24 protein-coding genes, 1 tRNA gene and 1 pseudogene are annotated in these 18,953 nt (G+C 60.6%); 7 read left to right on the forward strand and 19 right to left on the reverse strand.

Annotated features, from left to right (window positions below; translation table 11 throughout):
• Nucleotides 1–158 precede the first annotated feature (158 nt).
• Nucleotides 159–344, reverse strand: a complete 186-nt coding sequence (locus tag ACF8FB_RS03010) for a hypothetical protein (protein WP_049587743.1) — start codon at nucleotides 342–344, stop codon at nucleotides 159–161.
• Nucleotides 345–604: 260 nt separating this feature from the next.
• Between ACF8FB_RS03010 and ACF8FB_RS03015 the strand changes: the two genes are divergently transcribed.
• Nucleotides 605–880: a hypothetical protein gene (locus tag ACF8FB_RS03015; protein ID WP_172835027.1), complete on the forward strand. Its 276-nt coding sequence runs from the start codon at nucleotides 605–607 to the stop codon at nucleotides 878–880.
• A gap of 312 nt (nucleotides 881–1,192) precedes the next feature.
• Here ACF8FB_RS03015 and ACF8FB_RS03020 read toward each other — a convergent pair whose 3' ends face one another.
• Complete coding sequence (locus ACF8FB_RS03020) at nucleotides 1,193–2,098, reverse strand: LysR family transcriptional regulator (protein ID WP_049587744.1); 906 nt, start codon at nucleotides 2,096–2,098, stop codon at nucleotides 1,193–1,195.
• 98 nt (nucleotides 2,099–2,196) lie between these two features.
• Here ACF8FB_RS03020 and ACF8FB_RS03025 point away from each other — a divergent pair, with 98 nt between their 5' ends.
• Nucleotides 2,197–2,958 (forward strand): TSUP family transporter, encoded by a 762-nt coding sequence (locus ACF8FB_RS03025; RefSeq protein ID WP_010954755.1) that lies wholly within the window; start codon nucleotides 2,197–2,199, stop codon nucleotides 2,956–2,958.
• A gap of 1 nt (nucleotide 2,959) precedes the next feature.
• Here the strand turns inward: ACF8FB_RS03025 and ACF8FB_RS03030 are convergent, their stop codons facing one another.
• The 5 genes from ACF8FB_RS03030 to ACF8FB_RS03050 all read right to left on the reverse strand — a co-directional run bounded on the left by ACF8FB_RS03030 (nucleotide 2,960) and on the right by ACF8FB_RS03050 (nucleotide 7,663).
• A complete protein-coding gene (locus ACF8FB_RS03030) occupies nucleotides 2,960–4,384 on the reverse strand; it encodes a diguanylate cyclase (RefSeq protein ID WP_392510840.1) in 1,425 nt (474 codons plus the stop codon).
• 137 nt (nucleotides 4,385–4,521) lie between these two features.
• Nucleotides 4,522–6,351 carry an SLC13 family permease gene (locus ACF8FB_RS03035; protein ID WP_392510842.1) on the reverse strand — a complete coding sequence of 610 codons (1,830 nt, stop codon included), beginning with the start codon at nucleotides 6,349–6,351 and terminating at the stop codon, nucleotides 4,522–4,524.
• Between the two features lie 126 nt (nucleotides 6,352–6,477).
• Nucleotides 6,478–6,870: a glycine zipper domain-containing protein gene (locus tag ACF8FB_RS03040; RefSeq protein WP_010954752.1), complete on the reverse strand. Its 393-nt coding sequence runs from the start codon at nucleotides 6,868–6,870 to the stop codon at nucleotides 6,478–6,480.
• Nucleotides 6,871–6,943: 73 nt separating this feature from the next.
• The gene (locus tag ACF8FB_RS03045) at nucleotides 6,944–7,129 is read right to left on the reverse strand and encodes a hypothetical protein (RefSeq protein ID WP_004577263.1); all 186 of its coding nucleotides are present in this window, start codon (nucleotides 7,127–7,129) and stop codon (nucleotides 6,944–6,946) included.
• A 243-nt stretch (nucleotides 7,130–7,372) separates the two neighbouring features.
• On the reverse strand, nucleotides 7,373–7,663 hold the full coding sequence (locus ACF8FB_RS03050; RefSeq protein ID WP_010954750.1) for an RcnB family protein: 291 nt from the start codon (nucleotides 7,661–7,663) through the stop codon (nucleotides 7,373–7,375).
• Between the two features lie 117 nt (nucleotides 7,664–7,780).
• Here ACF8FB_RS03050 and ACF8FB_RS03055 point away from each other — a divergent pair, with 117 nt between their 5' ends.
• Nucleotides 7,781–8,131 carry a hypothetical protein gene (locus tag ACF8FB_RS03055; protein ID WP_012051882.1) on the forward strand — a complete coding sequence of 117 codons (351 nt, stop codon included), beginning with the start codon at nucleotides 7,781–7,783 and terminating at the stop codon, nucleotides 8,129–8,131.
• A gap of 169 nt (nucleotides 8,132–8,300) precedes the next feature.
• Nucleotides 8,301–9,122, forward strand: a complete 822-nt coding sequence (locus ACF8FB_RS03060; protein ID WP_003251085.1) for a bifunctional 2-polyprenyl-6-hydroxyphenol methylase/3-demethylubiquinol 3-O-methyltransferase UbiG — start codon at nucleotides 8,301–8,303, stop codon at nucleotides 9,120–9,122.
• On the opposite strand, the gene ACF8FB_RS03065 is transcribed toward ACF8FB_RS03060, so the two are convergent.
• The 4 genes from ACF8FB_RS03065 to ACF8FB_RS03080 all read right to left on the reverse strand — a co-directional run bounded on the left by ACF8FB_RS03065 (nucleotide 9,123) and on the right by ACF8FB_RS03080 (nucleotide 12,262).
• Nucleotides 9,123–9,890 (reverse strand): SDR family oxidoreductase, encoded by a 768-nt coding sequence (locus tag ACF8FB_RS03065; RefSeq protein ID WP_003251082.1) that lies wholly within the window; start codon nucleotides 9,888–9,890, stop codon nucleotides 9,123–9,125. It abuts the gene before it with no gap.
• 36 nt (nucleotides 9,891–9,926) lie between these two features.
• Complete coding sequence (locus tag ACF8FB_RS03070; protein ID WP_010954749.1) at nucleotides 9,927–10,994, reverse strand: phosphotransferase family protein; 1,068 nt, start codon at nucleotides 10,992–10,994, stop codon at nucleotides 9,927–9,929.
• Between the two features lie 183 nt (nucleotides 10,995–11,177).
• Entirely contained in the window at nucleotides 11,178–11,495 is a 318-nt protein-coding gene (locus ACF8FB_RS03075; RefSeq protein WP_003251077.1) for an SCP2 sterol-binding domain-containing protein, read from the reverse strand.
• Between the two features lie 56 nt (nucleotides 11,496–11,551).
• A complete protein-coding gene (locus ACF8FB_RS03080) occupies nucleotides 11,552–12,262 on the reverse strand; it encodes a histidine phosphatase family protein (protein ID WP_010954748.1) in 711 nt (236 codons plus the stop codon).
• A gap of 197 nt (nucleotides 12,263–12,459) precedes the next feature.
• Between ACF8FB_RS03080 and sohB the strand changes: the two genes are divergently transcribed.
• Nucleotides 12,460–13,479: a protease SohB gene (gene sohB / locus ACF8FB_RS03085; protein ID WP_392510845.1), complete on the forward strand. Its 1,020-nt coding sequence runs from the start codon at nucleotides 12,460–12,462 to the stop codon at nucleotides 13,477–13,479.
• A 154-nt stretch (nucleotides 13,480–13,633) separates the two neighbouring features.
• A tRNA-Cys gene (locus ACF8FB_RS03090) sits at nucleotides 13,634–13,707 on the forward strand.
• A gap of 100 nt (nucleotides 13,708–13,807) precedes the next feature.
• Here the strand turns inward: ACF8FB_RS03090 and ACF8FB_RS03095 are convergent.
• The 6 genes and pseudogenes from ACF8FB_RS03095 to ACF8FB_RS03120 form a co-directional block, all read right to left on the reverse strand.
• On the reverse strand, nucleotides 13,808–14,857 hold the full coding sequence (locus tag ACF8FB_RS03095; protein ID WP_392510998.1) for a tyrosine-type recombinase/integrase: 1,050 nt from the start codon (nucleotides 14,855–14,857) through the stop codon (nucleotides 13,808–13,810).
• A 1-nt stretch (nucleotide 14,858) separates the two neighbouring features.
• Nucleotides 14,859–15,107, reverse strand: coding sequence for a DUF4224 domain-containing protein (locus ACF8FB_RS03100; protein WP_238738849.1), 249 nt, complete (start codon nucleotides 15,105–15,107; stop codon nucleotides 14,859–14,861).
• A 39-nt stretch (nucleotides 15,108–15,146) separates the two neighbouring features.
• The gene (locus tag ACF8FB_RS03105) at nucleotides 15,147–15,644 is read right to left on the reverse strand and encodes a hypothetical protein (protein WP_392510999.1); all 498 of its coding nucleotides are present in this window, start codon (nucleotides 15,642–15,644) and stop codon (nucleotides 15,147–15,149) included.
• 1,065 nt (nucleotides 15,645–16,709) lie between these two features.
• Nucleotides 16,710–16,953 (reverse strand): annotated as a pseudogene (locus ACF8FB_RS03110) (phage protein NinX family protein); the annotation flags it as partial.
• Nucleotides 16,950–17,273 carry a hypothetical protein gene (locus ACF8FB_RS03115; RefSeq protein ID WP_392511000.1) on the reverse strand — a complete coding sequence of 108 codons (324 nt, stop codon included), beginning with the start codon at nucleotides 17,271–17,273 and terminating at the stop codon, nucleotides 16,950–16,952. The pseudogene ACF8FB_RS03110 and the gene ACF8FB_RS03115, both read right to left, overlap by 4 nt.
• On the reverse strand, nucleotides 17,270–17,698 hold the full coding sequence (locus ACF8FB_RS03120) for a hypothetical protein (RefSeq protein WP_392511040.1): 429 nt from the start codon (nucleotides 17,696–17,698) through the stop codon (nucleotides 17,270–17,272). Before ACF8FB_RS03120 ends, ACF8FB_RS03115 begins: the two co-directional genes overlap by 4 nt.
• Before the next feature lie 173 nt (nucleotides 17,699–17,871).
• Between ACF8FB_RS03120 and ACF8FB_RS03125 the strand changes: the two genes are divergently transcribed.
• Nucleotides 17,872–18,171: a hypothetical protein gene (locus ACF8FB_RS03125; protein ID WP_392511001.1), complete on the forward strand. Its 300-nt coding sequence runs from the start codon at nucleotides 17,872–17,874 to the stop codon at nucleotides 18,169–18,171.
• A gap of 37 nt (nucleotides 18,172–18,208) precedes the next feature.
• Here the strand turns inward: ACF8FB_RS03125 and ACF8FB_RS03130 are convergent, their stop codons facing one another.
• Both ACF8FB_RS03130 and ACF8FB_RS03135 read right to left on the reverse strand, forming a co-directional pair.
• On the reverse strand, nucleotides 18,209–18,445 hold the full coding sequence (locus ACF8FB_RS03130; RefSeq protein ID WP_392511002.1) for a hypothetical protein: 237 nt from the start codon (nucleotides 18,443–18,445) through the stop codon (nucleotides 18,209–18,211).
• Complete coding sequence (locus tag ACF8FB_RS03135) at nucleotides 18,442–18,903, reverse strand: hypothetical protein (RefSeq protein ID WP_392511003.1); 462 nt, start codon at nucleotides 18,901–18,903, stop codon at nucleotides 18,442–18,444. The genes ACF8FB_RS03130 and ACF8FB_RS03135 overlap by 4 nt, the downstream gene beginning before the upstream one ends.
• Nucleotides 18,904–18,953: the final 50 nt, after the last annotated feature.

Consider the following 18,953-nt stretch of genomic DNA (forward strand, 5'->3'; position numbering starts at 1 on the left):
CCGGCGCCAGCTCGGCTTCCGAAGCAACCTTATGCTGCGAAGAAGCAATAGCTGCCTAAGGCAGTCGTTTGCCTTACCGCGCTCTTCGCAGCGCAAGGTTGCTCGTGCAAGGGGATGGGTAGGCCTGAGCTGTGGAGCATGACAATGGCTCTTGCAGGTCACTGCAAGGTGTCGGGCTTCAGGCTATCCGGCAGCTGCCAAATGGCCTCCTCAAGCCGCGCGATCGGGCCAGTGAGTTGATCCGCTTCCTTGTCCTTGCCTTCACCTCTTAAGCGCTCACGCTCAACGCGCAGGTTAAGCAGATTTTTCTGCAACTTCAGTGCAGAGGTTTTGAACGAGTCCATGATTTGCTCACGCTGTAGGCTTCCGTACCGTTGTAGGAAAAATGGACCGTAGCAGCTCGAATTTGCCGGAGAAACTGATGTTTCATACAGGCAATACTCATTGCTGCGTCATTTCCTACGGAGTGCGGTAAATAATCCTACAAGTCGTGTTTCAGATCGTGTCCTCCCAAGCAAACTCAATCTACCGTATTGGCTGGGTTCGGGCGCTTTCGAGGGGCAGCGCACTCAACGCAGGTACTGCGCAAAGCTGGAGGCGTGTTTTGAAACTTCATGTATCAATTGCCGGCCCGCGAGCGACACGTGCTCAGCGTCAACCACTGCGGCTGCATCCAGCTCGGCGGCATCTGCGCATCACATCTGATCCGCTTTTTTTCCATAAACCTGAATCTGTAACCGTATCAGCCCAAGCTCGACAATATGCCCATTCCCGCATCACAACTGTAGAGGTTCCAATGGGCAAGCTGGCGCTGTTCCTGGGTGGTTTTCTGCTGCTGACCATTCTGATTGGTATTCTTGGCACCATTCCGCCAAGCTGAGTTCAACTGCGTTTTCCCCTGCGCGGCCCGTCCACTCCAAGCGACGGGCCCAATCTATTGGCCAATGGCCGGTCATCTTTTTCATCGCACTGCTGGGTCAGCATCAGGTGCAAGTCATTCTCAGGGCAGGCGTGGATCGAGTGGGTCAGGTTGGCCAATTCGCCTTTCTGCTTGTGCGATAAGTCGTTCTTTACGCTGGGAAATCTGTCCACAAAAAACGTGGGTAGGTCTGTGGATAAAGTGCTGCAAGCCAGACCCGCGGCGGGCTCTGTTAAATTGAGCAGAATTTGAACAGTCGTTTCATGGCTTGTTTCAGTGCAGCGGGCCGGCTCGGCGCAGGGCGGCCAGCAAGTCACGCACTCGCGTCGGCAACTCGCCGGCAGGGTATACAGCATGCATCTGTGGGTCCTGGCCGCTACTGGACGTCAAGCGGTACTGCGGGCACACCCGCACCAGGCGGCCGGCCTTGACCTGTGCTTCGCCGACCCAGGCGGCAAGGCGAGCGATGCCGGCGCCGGCCAGGGTGCTGTGGTACACCGCGCCTCCTGAGCCCAGGCGGAGCCTGGGCCTGGGGCGAAGGCTGGTGATCTGGTCATTGTGGCAAAAGTGCCAGGCCTTGAGGATGCGTGGCGCGGTATGCAGGATCAAGGTGTGTCCATCCAGGTCTTCCGGATGTTGCGGTGTGCCAGCCAGGGCCAGATATGCCGGGCTGGCATACAGGTGGCGCCGGTAGGGCCAAAGCGGGTAGCCGATCAGCTCGCTCGATTGCGGGAAGGCGCCGCGCACCACGAAGTCGAATTTACCTTGCAGCGGGTCAAGGGCTTCGTCGCTGTACTGCACGTCCAGGGTCACCTGAGGGTGGCGGCGGGAAAACTCGGCAAGCACTTGCGGTAGCACATGCTCTCCCAGCAGTTGCGGCGCGGCAAAGCGAATCCAGCCTTGGGCGTTGCCGCTGAGCGCGGCCAATTCGTCGGCTGCATCGCGTTGCACATCCAGCAAGCGTTCGGCATGCGGCAGCAAGCGCTCGCCGGCCTCGGTCAGGGTGACGGCGTTGGCGTTGCGGTTGAGCAGTTTGCTTCCCGCATTGTCTTCCAGGGTTTGTACCGCGCGCGTAACTGCGCTGGGTGAACGCCCCAGGGCGCGGGCGGCAGCAACGAAGCTGCGCTTGTGCGCCACGCTGACGAACGCCTGAATTTCCCGCAGCATGTCCAGTGCCATGGCCTGCTCCTCGTTGCAGTTATCGCAATATGGCATTTCAACACAAGTGTGCCACTTTGATTAGCCTTGCAGGCGTCTTCACTGCCTGGAACCGCATCATGATGGATATTGCTGTGCTTTCTGTGTTCGCCTTCGCCGCTGGGTTGATCGACGCCGCGGTGGGTGGCGGCGGGCTGATCCAGATCCCGGCCTTGTTCAACGTGTTGCCCTCCGCGCAACCGGCCGCCTTGCTCGGCAGCAACAAACTGGCGTCCGTGTGCGGCACGGCCTTCGCGGCCCGCTCGTTCATCCGTAAAGTGACGCTGGATTGGGGGTTGATCGTACCGGCGGCACTCAGTGCCTTTGTCATGTCGTTCGCGGGGGCCGCCACGGTGTCGCTGGTACCCCCCAGCGTGATGCGCCCGGCGGTGCTGGTGCTGATCGTGCTGATGGCTGTCTACACCTTCTGCAAGAAGGACTTCGGCACCTTGCACACACCTGCCCAGGTCGGCCGCAAGGAGCAGTGCCTGGCAGTGCTGATCGGCGGTGCTATCGGCTTCTACGATGGCCTGTTCGGCCCGGGCACCGGTAGCTTCCTGATCTTCCTGTTCATCCGCTTCTTTGCCCTGGACTTCCTGCACGCCTCGGCTTCGGCCAAGGTGGTGAACATTGCCACCAACCTGGCGGCGCTGGTGTTCTTCGTGCCGACGGGCAACGTGCTGTACGCCATAGCCTTGCCCATGGCAGTGTGCAACATTCTCGGCGCGCTGACCGGTACCTGGCTGGCGGTACGCAAGGGTGCCGGGTTTGTCCGCGGGCTGTTCCTGGTGCTGTTGTGTGTGCTGATCGCCAAGCTGTCGTGGGACCTGCTGGCCGGCTAGTTCAGATCACCAGGCGCTGTGCTTCGGCCTGTTCGACGCGGTTGCGGCCCCGGGCCTTGGCCCGGTACAGGGCCTGGTCGGCACTGGCCAGCAGTTCGTCGAGGCTGGGGGCCGGCATGTCTGCGTCGCAGCCTGCCACACCGATACTCACGGTAATCTGCAGGCGCTGGTCGGCCTGTGTCACGTGCAGGTCCTGTATGGCGCGGCGCAGGCGTTCGGCGGTGAAGTTGGCCCGCTCTGGCGCAAGTCCGGGCAGGATGACAACGAATTCTTCGCCACCCAGGCGTGCGATCAGCTCATCGTTGTGCAGCTGGTCCTGGAGGGTGCTGGCGAATTGGCGCAGAACCTGGTCACCGACGGCATGGCCGTGGGCATCGTTGATCGACTTGAAGTGGTCGATGTCCAGCATCATCAGGGTCAGCGGCAGCGCCTGGGCGTGCTGTTGACGGCTCTCCAGCAGCGCGTTGGCGCGGCGTGTGAAGGCGCTGCGGGTGAGCACACCGGTGAGGTGGTCGACGGTGGCCTGGTGCGCCAGGCGGGCCATGAGGCTACGGTTGGCCTGGCTGACGCAGGCCACCACCAGCGGCCCGAGCACCAGCATGGCGATGCCCAGGCGCGCCGACATCAGCGTGGTAACCCCAGGCTCGCTCTGCGGCACGCTGAAGTGCATGAGGTTTTGCGCCACAGCCACGATCAGCGTACTGCCGGCCGTGAGCGTCAGCAATGAAACCAGAAACGGTGAATAGGTCCAGGCACACCACAGTAACGCGGCAATCGGGAAGGCAATGGCCCCAGGGCCACCGAATGCGATGCTGAATGCCAGCGAGGCCAGCAGTACCAGCAACGGCGCCAGGCGGATGGGCTGCGCGCCGCCGCGCACCAAGGCCCGCACCGAGGGCGCTGTAAGCAGCACCGGCAGCACCAGCACGCCGGTCGAGAACTGTTCGCTGAGCCAGGCTAGCCAGGTGGCGCGCAACGACTGTTCGAACCAGGGTGCGGCCATTACCGCTGCCATGCTCGCCGCCACCATGGCAGCGGCGGCGCAGGCGGCGAACACGCTGAGTACGCCGTGCGGGCTGCGCATGCGCCGGTGCATGCGTGGCAAGCGCGACAGCAGCTGCCAGAGGGTGACCACCACGCCAAGATTGCACAGGTTTAACCACAGAGCCGGTACCCAGGCGCTGCCACACAGCAGGTCGGCCCCGACCATGGCCAGCCACACCAGGCTAAAGCCCGTAAACGTGGCTTGACGGGGGTAGCGCAGCAGTACGCCGGCCAGTACGGCATTGACTGGCCAGAACAGCGACAGCGATTCGATCGGGCGTGCCAGGATACCGCCCAGGGTAAGGGCGAAGGTTACGCCAACTACAACGACATAAGGCAACACGCGCGATTGGGCTGGAAAAACCATGAACTCGACCGGCAAGCGGAAACGAAATCCAGGACAACGCGATAGAGCACCTGGGGCAATTACCTGCAGTGTGTTGGCTCAGGGTGGTTGATGTCAATCTGCCGCGATTGGTTGCGATAATGTCAAATTGCCTCTATTTCTGGCCACTTTCCTCACAGCCCGAAGAACCACGGCACCATCACGACGGTAACCAGCATCACCAGCACGGTGAACGGCACGCCAATCTTGACGAAGTCAGCGAAGCGGTATTGCCCGGGCCCAAGCACCAGCGTGTTGACCGGTGATGACACCGGCGTCATGAATGCCGCTGACGCGGCCAGTGCGACGGTCATGGCGAACGGGTAGGGCGACATGCCCAGCTGCGCCGCAGTGCTGACAGCCACCGGCGCCATCAGAACCGCGGTGGCGGTGTTGGAAATGAACAGCCCGATCACTGCGGTGACGGCGAACAGGCAGGCAAGAATGGCGCTGGGGCCGGCACCACCCAGCACGTTCACCAGCCCACCCACCGCCAGGTCGATGCCGCCGGTTTTCTGCAGCGCCTGGGCGAAGGGCAGCATGCCCACGATCAGCACCAGGCTTTGCCAGTGGATGGCGCGGTAGGCACTGTTCATGTCGATGCAACGGCCTGCGCCCATCAGCAAGCAGCCGATCAACGCTGCAATGACATTGGGTACGGCGCCGCTGACCATTAGCCCGACCATTACCGCCAGGCTAAGCAACGCTTGCGGCGCGCGAGTGCGGGCTGGTGCGACCAGGTCGATCTCGGCGGGCAAGCTCAGGACCAGGAAATCTTTGGGCTTGCTTTGCAATTGGCGTACTGCCTTCCACGGGCCGACTACCAGCAGCGTGTCGCCAAGGCGCAGCTTTTCTTCCACCAGTTGCTCTTCGATAGCGGCCTGATCGCGGCGCAGGCCGACCACGTTGAGGCCATAGCGGGTGCGAAACGCCAGTTCGAGAATACTCTTGCCGATCAACTGCGAGCCGGGCGGCAGCGAGACCTCAGCCATTCCCAAATCCTGGGACTGGTCGATGAAGTACGCGGCCTTGAAGTGCAGCGGCTCCAGGTGCATGGTTTGGCACAGGCTGCGCAGGTCGTCATGCTTGGCGAACAGGTCGAGCAGCAGCACGTCGCCCTGATGCAACACGGTGCCCGAGTCGGCCGCGATCACGCGCGTGGTGAACTTGTGCTGGCGCTCGATACCGATCACGTTGGCGCCGTGTCTGGTGCGCAGTTGCAGTTCGCCAAGGTTGTGGCCGATCAGCGGCGACTGAGGGCGGATGCGCAGGCGTCGTTCACGGCCGTTGAGCTTGTAGTCCAGTACCAGGTCCAGCAAGGTGCGGCGGCTTTCCACCCGGCCGTCCTTACGCACTTCACCGTTGAGCCAGTGCCGGGTCAGCAGCATGTAGCCAATGCCCAGCACCAGCACCACCAGGCCGAACGGGGTAAAGCTGAAGAAGCTGAACCCCGCTTCGCCATGGCGGACCAGCTCGCTGTGCACCACTACGTTGGGCGGTGTGGCGACCAGGCTGAGCATGCCACTGATGAGGCCGGCAAAAGCCAGTGGCATCATCAGGCGGCTGGGTGACAGCTGCAGGCGCGCAGCGATGCTCAGCACCACCGGGATGAAAATGGCCACCACGCCGGTGGAGCTCATTATCGATCCCAGCCCGGCCACCGCCACCATCAGCAGTACCAGCAGGCGTGCTTCGCTATTGCCGGCCCGCTCGCTCATCCATTCGCCGATGCGATAGGCAATGCCGGTGCGCACCAGGCCTTCGCCAATCACGAACAGGGCGGCGATCAGCACCACGTTGGGGTCGCTGAACCCGGCCAGGGCCTGTTCCACTGTAAGGATGCCGAGTAGTGGCAGGGCGAGAATCACCAGCAGCGCGACCACGTCCATACGTGGGCGGTTGATGACGAACAGGGTAATCACGATGGCCAGCAGGCCGAGGACCCAGAGCAACTCATGGTTCATGGGGAGGGGGTGTTCCTTCACACGGGGGCACGATAGACAGTAGCAGTCAGTGTGCCAGCTTGTAGTGAAGGGGGTGTTGATGTGCTGCAACAAAAAGGGCCGCTATGCGGCCCTCCGGTCACGGGGTCAGTGACGGTGGCGGTGGTGCTTCTTGCTGCCGCGGTTGTTGTCGCCCAGATGGTTGCCGAGGGCACCACCGGCCGCGCCGCCCAGGCCGGCACCCACGGTCGAACCGGTCTTGCCGCCTACTGCGCCGCCCAGCAGCGAGCCGCCGGCCGAGCCCAGGCCACCGCCGATGGCGGCTTCGGTACGGTTGCCTTTGCGCGCACCGACAGCGCTGCCGGCTGCGCCGCCAACGCCGGCACCGATGGCTGCGCCGGTCTTGCCGCCGAGCTGTTGACCAACAACGTTGCCCAGGACACCCCCCAGGCCACCGCCAATGGCGGCAGTACCGTCACCGGCGAAAGCGCCCTGGCATAGCAGCAGGCCTAGGGCAAGGGAAGGCAGAGTCAGACGCATGATACGAACCTCAAAGGAATCATCAGGATAAGTTGCCGCGCAACGGGCGGCAGGTCAGGGCTGAAAGGACGCTTCAGCGGTAGTAGCGGTCACCGCGGTATTGCCGATCGTCATCGTCGTCGCGGTCATGGCGGTGGTGGTGGCGATGGTCACGGTCGCGGTCACGCCAGCCGTCGTCATCATGGTAGCGATGGCTATGGCAACCTGCGGTCAGCAGGACAACAGCAACCAGAGAAAGGCTTGCAAGACGCGTGAGCACGATATAGGTCCTTGATCCGCATAGGTTTACGGGGCACCTTTTAAGACTGGGACCGATCGATTTGGTTTCCCGGGCGGGCAAAAAAATTATGCTTCAAGTGATCAGCGCCAAGGCGTCCGTCTGAAAGAACGGGCTGTGGCGCTGACCGGCATTGATCGTTCCAAGCGTATCAACACGTTCTGGCCATGCTTGGCCGGCGGCGAAGTGCTGTGCAATGGGTCGCCTTGGCCGGGGCGTGTCAAATCAGGATGCTGGTTGAATCGCCAGCACCACGCCATTGGTGATCTGCACCAGCACATAATGCTTGCCCATGCGCACCCAATGGCTTTCCTTTTCCGGTTCGGGCAGGCCTTTGGCTTTCCAGTCCTGGATGGCCTGGTCATCGCGTTTGTACTGGTCCGGGGCCTTGTCGCCGACGTTCAGTTCACGGTTGTGGGTTTCGGGGGCTGTGATGCTTTCTTCGCTCGAGGGGGCGGCGCTGACGCTCAGGGGCAGGCAAGGCAGGGCGGCGAGTAGCAGATAGTGCAGTTTCATGATGGGTTCCTCGTGATGGCATGTTTTATCTGCGACAGCGGCAAGTGCGCGGCAATTCACTCGGGATGCCTGCCAGTGCTAGAGTCGCCTTCTTTTTTGCGACCCCGAGGATGGAACATGCGTGCGATTCTGCCGTTGGCTGCGGTGCTGATGCTGGCCGGTTGTGCTTCTGCGACCATGGAAACGGCGCGTGGCGGCAAGCCGACTGCGCAGCTCGACTCGCACAAGGCGCCAGAGCTGGTTGCCCAGTGCATCCAGTTCAGCTGGCAGGAAGAGAAGGTTTTCGGTGATGACGCCAGCGGCTACCTGGAGCCGCGCAAGCAGGGCGGATTCACCGTGTTTACCCGTGAGGCCGAAGCGTTCGTGGACGTTTACCCGCAGTCGGGCGGGACGCGTGTGGATTACTACGCGAAGCAGAACGACGGCGTGGCTCTGCAGCGCCGAGCGGCTGCTGCAACCTGCCTGTAACGGCTGGCGCTATCGCCGCTCCTGTAAGGGCCCGTGCATTCAGGGTACTGAGCAAGGCAGTTGTTGCCACAGCAGAGGCGCGCGGGCTTTACAGTTTTTTTCAAGGCAGTTGTGTCGCAGCGCGCGCGGTGGCGGCTAGCATAAGGTGCTTCCACGCAAGGACGACACCATGGACCGTTCACTGCAACTCAACCGTATAAGCTGGGATGAGCGTGCCCCATTGCACGCCGCTTCGAAGGACTACGAGGTCGAACGCCTGGTCCAGCAACACGGGCACTTGTCCGAAACCGTACGCTTCGACCTGCCATTGCTCGGTGACATCGACGGGCTTGATACGGTCCACTTGCAGTGCCACATCGGCACCGACACCCTGTCGCTGGCGCGCCTTGGCGCCAAGGTTTGCGGCCTGGATTATTCCAAGGCTTCGCTGGCCGAAGCACGGGCATTGGCCGAGCGATGTGCGCTGCCCATCCAGTATGTCGAGTCTGACGTCTATGCCGCCGACAAGGTACTGCCGGCGGGTACGTTCGACCTGGTCTACACCGGTATTGGCGCGCTCTGCTGGCTGCCCCGCATCGAGCCATGGGCACGCACCGTCGCGGCACTGCTGAAACCGGGCGGGCGACTGTTCCTGCGCGACGGGCATCCGATGCTGATGGCTGTCAACGAAGATCATCAGGACCGCCTGCAGCTCGAATATCCGTATTTCGAGCACGAAGCGCCGACGGTGTGGCACACCGACCAGACCTACGTCGAAACCGATCAACGCCTGACCCACACCGAAACCCACGAGTGGAACCACGGCCTGGGTGAAGTGATCACCGCCTTGCTGGCTCACGGCCTGCAGCTGACAGCGCTGGTCGAGCACCAGAGCATCCCCTGGGAGGCGCTGCCAGGGCAGATGGTCAAGGGCGAAGACGGCGAATATCGCCTGCGCGAGCAGCCTGCACGCCTGCCCCTGAGTTACACCTTGGTCGCCGTCAAAGCCTGATCAGGACAGGAAGCCACCGTCGACATTGAGCGTGGTGCCGGTGGTGTAGCTGGAGGCATCGCTGGCCAGGTACAGCACCGCGCCCGCCATTTCCTTGGGGTCGGCCACGCGTTTGAGGGGGATCTGCTGCAAGGCGGCGTTGAGGATGGCTTCGTTCTTCACCAATGCCGAAGCGAACTTGGTATCGGTCAGCCCCGGCAGTAGCGCGTTGCAGCGAATACCGAAGGGTGCACACTCTTTGGCGAACACCTTGGTCATGTTGATGACCGCCGCCTTGGTCACCGAGTAGATGCCTTGGAACAGCCCGGGTGAAACACCGTTGATCGACGCCACGTTGATGATGCTGCCGCCGCCGTTCTCGCGCATCAGCTTGCCAGCCTCCACCGACATGAAGAAGTAACCACGGATGTTCACGTCCACGGTCTTCTGGAACGCCCCTGGGTCGGTGTCCAGCACATTGCAGAATTGCGGGTTGGTGGCTGCATTGTTGACCAGCACGTCCAGTCGCCCGAACTGTTCGCGAATGCCGGCGAACACCTGCTGAATCTGTTCCAGCTCACCAATGTGGCAGGCCACAGCCGTGGCCTTGCCGCCGGCGGCAATGATGGCGTCGGCCACCTGCTGGCACCCGTCAAGCTTGCGGCTGGAAACGATCACATGGGCCCCTTGCTGCGCGAGCAAGTGGGCGATGGCCTCGCCGATGCCACGGCTGGCGCCGGAAACAAAGGCAATCTTGCCGTCGAGGTCGAACAGGTGGGTCTTGGACATGCTGTTTTCCTTGTTATCCGTCGTCGTGGGCTGTGCTCAGAGGCTGGACTTGGAAATGACCTGCAAGGTCATTTGTTCCAGCAAGCGGTTCATGTGAATGAACTGGGCGAAACGCTTGTCCTGGGTCTGGCCATGGTAGTAGCGGTAGTAGATCTGCTGAACGATGCCTGCCAGGCGGAACAGGCCATAGCAATAGTAGTAATCGAAGTTGTCCAGGCGGATGCCGGCGCGCTCGGCGTAGTAATCGACGAACTGGCGACGGCTGAGCATGCCCGGCGCGTTGCTCGGCTGGCGGCGCATCAACTGCACTGGCGTCGGGTCGCCGGCTTCGATCCAGTAGGCTAGGCAGTTGCCCAGGTCCATGAGTGGGTCGCCCAGGGTGGCCATTTCCCAGTCCAGCACACCGATGATGCGCATGGGGTTGTCCGCGTCCAGGATGACGTTGTCGAACCGGTAGTCGTTGTGCACGATGCCTGGGCGCGGGTGGTCGGCCGGCATTTTTTCGTGCAGCCAGGCGGTTACCGTTTCCCAGCGTGGCGCATCCGGTGTCAGGGCTTTTTCATAACGGCTGGTCCAGCCCTCGATCTGGCGCTGCACGTAGCCCTCCGGCTTGCCCAGGTCGGCCAGGCCGCAGGCGGTGTAGTCCACCTGGTGCAGCTCGACCAGGCGGTCGATGAAGCTTTTGCACAGGGCTTCGGTCCGGCTGGCGTCCAGGTTCAGTTCGGCTGGGATGTCCGAGCGCAGGATGATGCCCTTGACCCGTTCCATCACATAGAACTCGCCGCCGATCAGGCCGGTGTCGGTGCAGTGTGCGTAGGCCTTGGGGCAGTAGGGGAAGCCGCTGTTCAGTTGGTTGAGGATGCGGTACTCGCGACCCATGTCGTGGGCCGATTTGGCCTTTTGACCGAAGGGTGGTCGACGCAGCACGAAGTCGCGGCCCGGGTAGCTGACCAGGTAGGTGAGGTTGGAGGCGCCGCCAGGAAACTGGCTGATGCTCGGCAGGCCGTGCAGGCCGGGGATATTGGCTTTGAAGTAAGGGTCGATGACGGCCGCGTCGAGTTCTTCGCCGGGGCGTACCTGGGTGGACTGGTCGGTGAGCGTCATGCGTCTTCCTTATTCTCGATAGCAAGTACTATTGGGTAATCTAATGGTCCGCCAGGGTTGGAACAATCGTCCCATGTGCCAAATAGGTGAGGGTGTTGCTGGTGGATCACTGCACCGAATGCAGGGCAAAAAAAACCGAAGCCGTCAGGCTTCGGTTTTTCGATCATCCGGTATTCCCAGCCCTCAGGACGGGAACAGCTCGCTGAGTTTCATCGACAGCATCATGTCGCCTTCAACCCGCAGCTTGCCACCCATGAAGGCCTGCATGCCGTCGGTTTCGCCGCTTACGATACCCTTCAGGGTTTCGGCGTCCATCACCAGGGTGCAGTTGGCATCCGGGTTTTCGCCTTCCTGCAGGTCGCAGGTGCCGTCCTTGACGATCAGCGCGTAGTGCTTGTCTTCGTCGGTGATGTTGAAGCCGAACACCAGGTCCAGGCCGGCGGCAGCGGATGGGTTGAATTTCTCTTGCATCTTTTTGACGGCATCAGCTACGGAGGTCATGGCGCATTCCTTATAGAGTGATTTACACGTCCCCGCAGGGACACAACAAGCCGGGCTTATCGGTAGGTGACAAGCTCCGGCGCCCTCAACAGCTGCACATGGGCCTGGCTGTTGAAGGAGGCCAGTGCCACGTCGCGGCCGCGAAACTTCAGCTGGCTGAGCGACGTGTTGATGATCTGCCAGTTCAGCGCGAACGCCTGGCTGGGGGTAATACCGGTAACCAGGTGGAGCAGGGCGGCAATGGTGCCACCCGAGGTGAAGATAGCAACATGATCGCCGCTGCCGGCGCTGTCCAGCACGCGTTGCAGGCCCCCTTGTACGCGTGACGTAAACGAATGCCAGGTTTCCAGGCCATTATCGGCATGCTCGCCATCGTGCCAGCGCTGCACCATCAACGCGAACAGGCGCTGAAACTCGCTGCGATGCTGCGCAGCATTGCGCAGCACATGCAGGGCATCGGGCTCTTCCGGCAGCAGGTCGGGCAACAGGGCGCGGATCACCCCGTCGGCATCGAACTCATTGAATGCGGCGTCGGTCTCAACCGCCGGCACCGGGCAGCCGTTGGCGTGCAGCGCCTGCAGCGCCAGCCGTGCGGTATCCTGCTGGCGGCGCAGGTCGCCAGCCACGCAGCGGTCCAGCCGCACGCCCAACTGGGCCAGGTGTTCACCCAGGGCCTGGCTCTGGCGCACGCCCACGGGCGAGAGGACGTCGTAGTCATCGGCACCGAAGGAGGCTTGGCCATGTCGAATCAGGTAGAGATTGCCCACGAAAGGTTCCGGCCTGTTGGAGGTTGCTGCGAGGTTAGGATGCGGCTCACGGGCTGTCAACGAAAAAACATACAAGCGTTTGAAAAGGTTGTTTGAAAGATGTTGCCAGCGTTTACACCGGCTGGCAGCACCACAGACGCAACGGTATGCTTGCAACAGTGACGCGCCGTAGTGGCGCAGGCATTTAAGGAGTCAACGTGGAGTTTCTTGCCGAATACGCAAGCTTTCTCGCCAAAACCGCCACCCTGGTCATCGCCATCCTGGTGGTGCTGTCGGCCATCGCTGGTCTGCGTGGCAAAGGTCGGCGCAAATCGGGCGGGCAATTACAGGTCACCCGACTGAACGATTTTTACAAGGACCTGCGTGAGCGCCTGGAGTCCGGCCTGCTCGACAAGGCCCAGCTCAAGGCCCTGCGCAAGCAGCAGGCCAAGGCGGAAAAACAGCAGAAGAAGGGCAAGGCCGAGGACAAGAGCCGGGTATTCGTACTGGACTTTGATGGCGACATCAAAGCCTCGGCCACCGAAAGCCTGCGCAACGAAATCACCGCACTGCTGACGCTCGCTACCGCGCGTGACGAAGTGGTACTGCGCCTGGAAAGCGGCGGTGGCCTGGTGCACAGTTACGGCTTGGCTGCGTCGCAACTGGCGCGTATCCGCCAGGCGGGCATCCCGTTGACCGTGTGCATCGACAAGGTGGCTGCCAGCGGTGGGTACATGATGGCCTGCATCGGCGAGAAGATCGTCAGTGCCCCATTCGCCGTACTGGGGTCTATTGGCGTGGTGGCGCAGTTGCCCAACGTCAACCGCCTGCTGAAAAAGCACGACATCGACTTCGAAGTGCTGACTGCTGGCGAATACAAGCGCACCCTGACCGTCTTTGGCGAAAACACCGAGAAGGGCCGGGAGAAGTTCCAGGAAGACCTGGACATCACTCACCAGTTGTTCAAGGATTTCGTCGCACGCTATCGTCCGCAGTTGCACATCGATGAAGTGGCCACTGGCGAAGTCTGGCTGGGCGTAGCCGCCTTGAATCGCAAGCTGGTTGACCAGTTGCAGACCAGTGATGAGTACCTGAGCGAGCGCGCACGCAACGCCAACCTGTTCCACCTGCACTATGCCGAACGCAAGAGCCTGCAGGAGCGCATTGGCATGGCCGCCAGCGGTACCGTGGAGAACGCGGTGGTAGGCTTGTGGAGTAAACTCAGCCGCCTGCGCTAACACCTTGAACCCGTTGAAATTTTTTTTCGTTCAGGGGGTTGCAAGGTTAAAAGAATGAAGACATAATGGCGCCCATCGAAACGCAGCAAACTTTGAAAAAGGTTCAGCGTTTCAAGGAGATAGCAAAGCGCAAGCAGCTAGATCCGACCTTTGAGGCCGAGTAGCAAAGTGGTTATGCTCCGGATTGCAAATCCGTCTACGCCGGTTCGATTCCGACCTCGGCCTCCACCATTCGAAAGCCCCGCAGATTAACGTCTGCGGGGTTTTTCTTTGTTGACTGGAAAAGTCCGAAGTCCCAAAACAATTCACACCCAGTCCCAAAACTTCCTCACTTGGAAGGCTTGGCGATGGCGCCGACACGACGGTAAACCCGCTCGGTGATTCCCTCTTTCGAGTGGCCAAGCAGCAAGCTTGCGTCGGTCAGGTCACTGATCTCGGATGCTGCTTTGGGGCGTATATCTCTGAACTGGAATTGAGCAATTCGATTAGCCAGTTCCGGCTGCTTATTACCTATTGCCTTTGCCCGCGCCGACTCTCTGGCGTCCTGCCAGCGGTTGCGCAGCATCTCCCACGACAACCGTTTGCCATTGCTGTTCAGGATGAAGAATGGCGAAAGGTGCTCGCTGTTACGGCGCATGATGCGGTCCAGCAGATTGCCCAGGCTGTTGTTCACGCCATTCGTCTGCAGCATGATCCTCAGGCGCTTCCCTGTCTTGCCCTGGCTTACCAGCAGATAGATCCCCTCTATATCGTCCCTCCGCATAGAAAGCACATCCGCTGGCCGTTGGCCGGTGAGGTATGCCAAGTCCATTGCATCCTTCAGCTCATCCGCTGCTTCCTCGTACACTGCCTGCCATACCGCCTCGTTGGCGTAGTAGTCGCGCGGTTTCTCTTTGTTCTTGCGCACGCCAAGACAGGGGTTGTTCTTGGTTGTCAAGCCCCATTCCCGCGCAGTATTGAACACATGCGAGAGAAGGGCGATTTCCCTATTCGCCCTGGTCTTTGCCGTTCTCGAGTCGCGGTACTGCGCAATCATGGCTGGCGTGATTGCGTCTATGGGTGCCGAATCGAATACTTCCCGCAGTTGTTTCAGCTCATAGATGTTGTCTTTCTGGGTCCGGGCCGCTTTGCCCGGGATGATCTTCAGCAGATACTGATCGAAGATGCCCTTCATTATCGTCAGCTCTTTCGGTACGGATTTAGCCTCCAGTTCCGCCCATTTAAGCTTGGCTTTCACCAAGTCGTTCCCGAGAAAAATGTCCTTCCCCGAACCATCCCGGTAGTAAAGAGCCTCCCAAACCTTGCCATTGGCTCTAGTTCTTTTGCGGCGATACATGCCGGGAGGCAGATCACGGTTTTCGGTCTTCCTTGGTCGCATCTCATTTCACTCGGGAGAAGTCAGGTGTCCACGCTGGCGTTGCTGGTGGCGGGGTTGCAGCGACGGGAACGGTTTCGATAACCACCCCGCTGAGCTTCTGGCGTGCGTATTGGCGGCCTACAAGTGGCCGGCCGCCACGGCTCTCTACAAAGTGCCAGCCCTTTTCAGTAAGCCAGCGGCGCTGATAGCCCCTGGCCTTGTAGCCGGTCAACTCGGCCAGCTCTTCGTCCGAAAGGATCTCGGTTTCCATGGGATGGTCTCCACGCCGCCGGTGGCGGCAGGTTGGTGGTCAGGCCGGGATCTTTTCGAGCGCTGTGTCAGCCACCTTGATAGCGGCTTGGGCGTCGTTGGCGTAGGCGGGTGTGAAGCCTCCGGCGTAGTGGATCACTCTCTGGCAGGCATCCAGTTCCTTGCGAACCAGGCGCAGGACATAGACAAGTTCTTCTTGCAGCGCTCCTTCGGCTCGCCCGATATTCCAGAACTCATGACCCCAGTGGCCATCCGGTGGAGGGTTGTTGTTCTGCTTGCCGGCGGCCATCGCGCCGGCAATGACGTCGCAGATGCCGTGCTTGTAGACGTTGTCGCCGTCGAGGCTCAACCCGCCACGGCGCCGCAGAGTGTTCAAAACCTCATCGACGTCGAGTCCGCCGTCCTTCAAAACGATGTCCAGCTCCGGCTCGCCGGGCGTGTAGATCACCAGGGCCAGCTTGGCGCCTGGGTTAAGGTTCTCGCTGATCATCACCAGCGCGTCGTTGGCGACCTGGTGGAATCGGTTGGTTTCGGACATAGGGAGTCCTCGCCCGCGCGTGTCGGCGGGCTTGAGTTGTAGGGGGAGGGGGATTTGCTGTACTGCTTGCGGGTGCGATGGGTGATTACGTGGAGTCCGTATCCCATCTCGAACGGTTCCCTGCAGATAAGATCTTGGGCTGCTATGGCTTTTCGCCATGTAATTTCATACGCTTGGACGGTATGTCAGGAAATTTTGCACGCCGATAGCATCTGGAAAAATATGAATAAGACCCCACTAGTTATCCTCCTTTCTTTGGCCCTTTACGGCTGCAATGAGGATTCAAAAATTCAAGAGACTGTCCGCAGTAATCTGAAAGACCCTGACTCCGCAAAGTTTGAAAAACTCTTTGTAAGTAAGGATGGCACTTACGCGTGCATAAATTGGAATGCAAAAAATGGCTTTGGGGGCTATGGAGGGTGGGCCACAGCTGAGTTAAAGCACGTCGCGGGAACTTGGGTCATAGCGAAAATGCAAGGGCTCGATTTCAACTGCAATGACGACGCGGTCGCGCTTAGTAAAAAAATAGATATTGCGAAGGAAGAGGCAATGCAAAATGCCATCGGGTGGATAAAAGACGCAAGAAATTTACCCGCTGATACAATGCACTATGCAGATTTACCGGAAGACTGTCGTAGGAAGGTAATTTCTTACGTCATACGTGTTGAGGATGCTATTCGCACTCCGGTTTTGAGTTCTGGGGTAGAGGAAGCCAAGGCAAAGGAGGTGAAGCTGAAAAGTGAACTGCAAGAGGGGATCTGCTCGGAGTCGTAAGCTGTTCTTTGGGGGAGTCGGCTGCCACCTGACTGCTACCGCTCAATCTGCAATCGGTGGTGCTGCGATTGGGTTCGGAGTATGGCATCAGCTCCTTCGGCACCTGGACGGTATCGCCGAGCTCGAACTGGGCGATGGCTCGCATGGCCACAATCAATGGGCTTCCGGGATGGTGGAAGGCAGTGCGCCTGTGCTTGCGATCCTTGCCGAAGATCGTGCTACCCCAGAACCCCGATTCGTAGTAGCCGTTGCGCTTGTCCATGTAGCCGAAGTTGCGGTGCACGGCGCTAGTCGGCGGCGACAGCGATACCTTGTACTTTTCGATGAGCGGCCCGCCCAGCACCCAGTCTTCCCACGGGTTGAAGCGCTTGGTGTGCTCGATGGCCTGGCCCTGGTAGCGGGCGAAGACGCGCCAGGGCACGCCGTTGTACCCGGGCGGCTCAAGGTACAGGTCCAGACCTTCGGCCTTGCCCACGGCCCACCCAAGCGCCTCGCCGACCAGGTCGGCCGCCTTCACTTCGATCAGGTCGGTCATGCGCGCCTCCGCTCGGTGTTGCCATACAGGTCGTACTCAGGGCGCTCTGGCGGATATGCCTCAGCGGTGAGCGCCTGGTCGATGGCGGCGCGCAGGTTCTCGTTGTAGTTCTCGCCGAGCACCCGCGCACATGGTTTGCCCATGTAGTGGCCGACAATCTCAATGCCGATCGTGTAGTCGCCATCCATCCCATTCGAATGGCTCTCGAAACGAACATCCCAGCAGCATGACTCCAGGGCGTTCAGTCGCTCACGGTCGCGGCGCAATTCCTCCAGCTCTGCGCTGGAAACAATGGTGAAGTGGCTTTTTTTCCTGCTCACAGCTGATACCTCTCATCAATCCAGCGCCCAGGCGCCAGAGCGGGTGTAGGTTCGGGTTGGGTTTCGTGCGGGGAGAGCTGGCGCTCGTTGCCGGCCTGGTGATTGCTTCCGGTAACACCGCTCTTCCGCCTCGCCCAGCTAACGCAAGGGCCATCCTCTGTATCGAAGATCCCTAGCAGGAACCATTCAGGCCCAGGGCATTCCGGCTCCCAGCCGAGGCAGTGGCACTCGCCGTCGTCGTAAGGGTGGTGTTCGCCGATATCCGAGTCCATGTGCCACTGCTTCAGCTCCAGGCCCTGCTGTACAAGCCAGGCTTTGAAGGCGGCATAGTCTTCGTCGAAGTCCGGCTCGTCGGGGTGACTCCACCAGCCGTATTGATCGCGCTCGACGGCCACGCGTTGGATCAGCTTGATTTCTTCAGGCATGACGATTCCGTGGCCGCCATATCGCGGCAGTGAATAGAGGGGAGAGGGGTTAAAGAAAAACGGATCTTTTCTACGTGGCCGGTGGTCAAGCTAGTTGGATAGGCCTAATTACAAATGAGTGGCCTACCCATCCTGGTTTCACCAACAAGCCACTGGCGGTGGAGGAGAGCACCATGCGGAGACGAGGCGGCGTGTACTGGGCTTGGTCTGATCCCACGCTTCATCACCGGTCCCACGAAGAAACCCTGCATGGAGGAACCCTCATCGATGTGCAGGTGAGGCTTTCACGCTCCGGTGGCACCCAACTTTTTCTGGGTGTCTACGCACACTCCGGCATGGCACTGCATGAAGAGGCTTACGATTCCAGGCCAGGCGAATCGATGTACCGGTCGTTGGCCTGGGGTATTGGTCGAGCGCGTCGAGTAGCTAATGAGTGTGCCCTTACTGCAAGCGCTGACGCCGCTTCGGACTAGAGGGGAGAGGGGTTACAGCTGGGGGGGTACAAATGTGCTATTGCGGGGCGGAGTCTTCCGCACGCATGAAGGCCGCCATGTCGCCCATCTGCTCGACGATGAAGCGCTCTTCATCAGCGGCGGCAGCGATGATCCTTTCTCGGCGCGCATGGCAGAGCCGGCAATCGACCATGGCCCAGTCGCCTGACAGCTCGGAGGATTCCCCTAGCCAAGTGCCGCAGGGTGCCTGCTCAAGGTCTTCCAGGTCGGTGAATGGTGCGAAGTGCGTTTTCACGACTTCGCTCCTGGCTGTGCGGTGCGCTGGAACATGTTGACGTCATGCGCTCGCGGCAGAACCCCCGGCGCGCTCGGATCTGCGCTGGCGGATAGGGCGGCGACCTTCTTGTCCCAGCCGAATATCTGGGCCTTGTTGAGGCGTTCAAGCATCTGCTCGATCAGCGCATCCCGCTCTGCCAGTTTGGCGCTCCCGATCCTGTCAATTTCCGCGATCAGTGCATCTTTCTCGACGCATTGCGCAATCAGGCGCTCAACCCCGCCAGGATCGGTGTGATGCTGGGGCTCTGGATGCGTTTCGCGGTAGCCCGCCAGGAACAGCAGGTAGTCGCTGTGGGTGCGCTGGTCTTCGAAGCCGGTGCTGTCCTTGCGTAGTTCCGACTCGCCCAGGCCAAGCGGGTTGAGCCTGATGAACACATCGCGTGGGTCGGTGTTGCTGGATCGGTTTTCTGTGGGCATGGGGATACCTCGCGCTATTTGTCTGGTAATGTCATCGGGACGATTTCATG

It is taken from the genome of Pseudomonas sp. yb_2 (genome assembly GCF_043103905.1).
Taxonomy (GTDB): Bacteria; Pseudomonadota; Gammaproteobacteria; order Pseudomonadales; family Pseudomonadaceae; genus Aquipseudomonas; species Aquipseudomonas alloputida.